Origin of the sequence: Arenimonas sp. (assembly GCF_019459675.1) — a bacterium.
Classification (GTDB): Bacteria; Pseudomonadota; Gammaproteobacteria; order Xanthomonadales; family Xanthomonadaceae; genus Arenimonas.
In genome coordinates this window covers 1-3,041 of sequence record NZ_JAIBFH010000171.1, presented here as the reverse complement: position 1 = coordinate 3,041, position 3,041 = coordinate 1, and the positions used below count along the sequence as shown (strand labels likewise).

At 71.5% G+C, this 3,041-nt stretch carries 3 protein-coding genes; 2 read left to right on the top strand and 1 reads right to left on the bottom strand.

The window, feature by feature from the left end:
- Positions 1–149: 149 nt before the first annotated feature.
- Positions 150–977, bottom strand: coding sequence for an NADPH-dependent 7-cyano-7-deazaguanine reductase QueF (gene queF, locus K0M70_RS05990; protein WP_290780596.1), 828 nt, complete (start codon positions 975–977; stop codon positions 150–152).
- A gap of 125 nt (positions 978–1,102) precedes the next feature.
- Between queF and K0M70_RS05985 the strand changes: the two genes are divergently transcribed.
- A complete protein-coding gene (locus K0M70_RS05985; protein WP_290780593.1) occupies positions 1,103–1,765 on the top strand; it encodes a thermostable hemolysin in 663 nt (220 codons plus the stop codon).
- Positions 1,762–3,041: AMP-binding protein (locus K0M70_RS05980; RefSeq protein ID WP_290780590.1), on the top strand; the 1,280-nt coding region annotated here is incomplete at its 3' end. The genes K0M70_RS05985 and K0M70_RS05980, both read left to right, overlap by 4 nt.

The following is a 3,041-nucleotide window of genomic DNA, read 5'->3' as shown; positions in this document are numbered from 1 at the left end:
GCGCCGGCGCGGCGACCGGCGCGGGCGCTTCGGCCTTGGCGACGGGCTTGTCGTCACCGCCGCAGGCGGCCAGCAGCAGCGAGATCGTCAGGGCGGTGGCAAGCGGTTTGAGGCGCATGGCGATTCCCGGGTCAGCTGGATGGGGAAACTTACTGGCGGGCGGTGCGCGGGTTGCCCGGCAGCGGCAGGCCCGGCGTGGCGCGGAACGGGTTGATGTCCAGGCCGCCGCGGCGCGTGTAGCGCGCATACACGCCCAGGCGCGTGGGCGAACACTGCTGCATCAGGTCCATGAAGATGCGCTCGACGCACTGTTCGTGGAAGTCGCTGTGGTTGCGGTAGCTCACCAGGTAGCGCAGCAGCCCGTCGCGGGCGATGCGCGGGCCGGCGTAGCGGATCTGCAGGCTGGCCCAGTCGGGCTGGCCGGTAACCGGGCAGTTGGACTTGAGCAGGTGCGACACCAGCACTTCGTCGGTGCGCAGCTCGGGATCGGACGACAGGAAGTCGGGGCGCGGCGGACCGTAGTGCGTGATCTCGATCGGCAGGTCGTCGATCAGGTCGCCTTCCAGGGTTTCAATCAGCGCCGCGTTGGCCGACGCGGCGGGCGTCAGCACCACGCTGACCGGCGCGCCGGCCGCTTCGGACAGGTCGCGGATCAGCTGCGCGCGCAGGGTGTCGGTGTCGGAGAAACGCGACTGCGCATAGCTGCCCAGGTAAAGCTTGAAGCTCTTGGACTCGATGATGTTGGTGGACGCCGCCGGCACGCGGAACTCGGCCAGCGCCACGCGCGGCTTGCCGCGGCCGTCGAGCCAGCTCAGCTCGTAGGCATTCCAGAAATCCACGCCCACGAAGGGCAGCTCTTCGCCCAGGCCCAGCACGGCGCGCTGCGTGGCGCGGGCGATCGGGAACAGCAGGCTGGGGTCGTAGGCGCTGCCGTACTCGACGGCTTGGCCCAGCGGGCTGAGTTCGGGGGAGTTCATGGCCGGCATTCTCTCACTCCCGACCCCCTCGTGGTGCCCGGGGCAATGAAAAATTGATGTTTGGCTAACGTGCGGCTAACAACGGGCTAATTCCGGCTTAATCACCCGCGGCGAGCATGCAGGCCATGCCCATCCCCATGCCTGCCGCCGGCGCCTCCACGCGCTTCCACACCGCCACGCTGATCGAGGCGGGCCATCCTGAACGCAGGGAGGTGGAGGCCTTCATCGCCCAGGTGTACGCCGATCGCTATGGCGCCAGCCTCACCAGCTTCCTGCCGCGGCTGCTGGCCTTCCGCGACCACGCCGGGGCACTGCAGGCCGCCGTGGGCCTGCGCCGGGGCCAGGAGGGCGCCCTGTTCGTCGAGCAGTACCTCGACCTTCCGGCCGAAGCCAGCCTTCACGCCCGCCTCGGCCGTGCGGTGCGCCGCAGCGAGCTGGTGGAAGTGGGCAGCTTCGCTTCGCGATCCCCCGGCGATGCGCGCGAAGTGATCGTGCTCATCACCGACCTGCTGCATCGCGCCGGCGTGCGCTGGGTGCTGTTTGCCGCCACCCGCCAGCTGCGCAATGCCTTCGACCGGCTGCGCCTGGCCACGGTGGTGCTGGCCGAAGCGCGCAGCGACCGTCTGCAGGGCGATCCGGCGCAGTGGGGCACGTACTACGACGCGCAGCCGCAGGTTCTGTTTGGCGACATCGCCGCCGGGCACGCGTTCCTTCATCGCGGGCTGGCGCCGTCGGAGCCGTCGTCGTCGGCCCCGGCCATGGACGCCTGCGCGGCGTCAGCGCGATGAGTGGTTTTTCACTTCTTGCCGCCACCCTGCAGGGGACGGCGCCGCGCATCTTCACTGCCGAGGGCACGCTCAGCGCCCAGGCCCTTTCGGACCGCGAACAGCGCCTGGCGCAGGCCCTCGATGCGCACGGCCTGCGCCGGATCGCCAGCCGCCTGGACAACGGCCCGGCGTGGCTGGCGCTGGATCTTGCGATCCGCCGCCTGGGCGGCGTGCACATTCCGCTGCCCACGTTCTTCAGCGCCGGCCAGGTGACGCATGCGCTCAGTTCCAGTGGCGCCGAAGCGGTGGTTACTGCCGGCGCGGAAAGCACGCCCATCGGCGCCGCGGCCCGGGACCGCCTGGCCCTGGGCGCCGGCCTGGTCGCGTGGCGGCTACAGGCTGCGCGCCCGACCCTGCCCGAGGGCACGGCCTGCATCACCTACACGTCCGGCACCACGGGCCAGGCCAAAGGCGTGTGCCTGGGCGCCGACAGCCTGCTCACCGTGGCCGGTTCGCTGGTGGAAGCGGCGCGTGCGCTGTCGCCGCGCCGGCACCTGTGCCTGATGCCGCTGTCCACGCTGCTGGAGAATGTTTCCGGCCTGTATGCGGCCCTGCTGAGCGAGGCGGAAATCGCGGTGCCGCCGCTCGCCGAGATCGGCTACACGGGCGCGGCGGGCCTGGACGTGCCGAAGCTGTTGGCCTGCCTCCAACGCTACCAGCCCGAGAGCGCCATCGTGCTGCCGCAGCTGCTGCTGGCCCTGGTGAGCGCGGCCGAACAGGGCCACCGTCTGCCCTCGTCCCTGCGCTTCCTGGCCGTGGGCGGAGGGCGCGTCGGACCGCGCCTGCTGGCCCGCGCCGCGGCGCTGGGGCTGCCGGTGTTCGAAGGCTATGGCCTCACCGAATGCGCGTCGGTGGTCTGCCTCAACCGCCCGGGCGCGCTGCGGCCGGGCAGCGTCGGCCGCGCGCTGCCGCACGCCAAGGTGACCGTGCTCGACGGCGAACTGCAGGTGGACGGCGTGCGCTGCCTGGGCTACCTGGGCCAGGACGGGCCTGCGCCAGGCCCGATCGCCACCGGCGACCTGGGTCATGTCGACGACGAGGGCTTCGTGCACGTCACCGGCCGCTCGAAGAATGTGTTCATCACCGCGTTCGGCCGCAACGTTTCGCCCGAATGGGTGGAAAGCGAACTGCTGCAGCACCCGGCATTCGCCCAGGCGCTGGTGTGGGGCGAGGCGCGCCCGCGCAACGTCGCCGTGGTCTGGCCCCGCCCCGCCGGGCAGGGCGCGGGGGGGCGCCG